The 227-nt window shown below is 47.1% G+C and carries 1 rRNA gene; it reads left to right on the top strand.

The features are described from left to right. Positions 1-227, top strand: a 23S ribosomal RNA gene (locus HF569_RS12280); the annotation flags it as partial.

Raw genomic sequence — 227 nt, 5'->3', positions numbered from 1 at the left:
GAACCCGTGTATGTTGAAAAATGCTGGGATGAGGTGTGGATAGCGGTGAAATTCCAAACGAACTTGGAGATAGCTGGTTCTCTCCGAAATAGCTTTAGGGTTAGCCTCGGAGTTAAGAATCGTGGAGGTAGAGCCACTGTTTGGACTAGGGGCCCGTCATGGGTTACTGAATTCAGATAAACTCCGAATGCCACAGATTTATATCCGGGAGTCAGACGATGAGTGAT

Source organism: Levilactobacillus tujiorum (assembly GCF_012641185.1).
GTDB classification, from domain to species: Bacteria; Bacillota; Bacilli; order Lactobacillales; family Lactobacillaceae; genus Levilactobacillus; species Levilactobacillus tujiorum.
The sequence above is the reverse complement of the archived record's forward strand: the minus strand, read 5'-3'. Positions and strand labels throughout refer to the sequence as shown.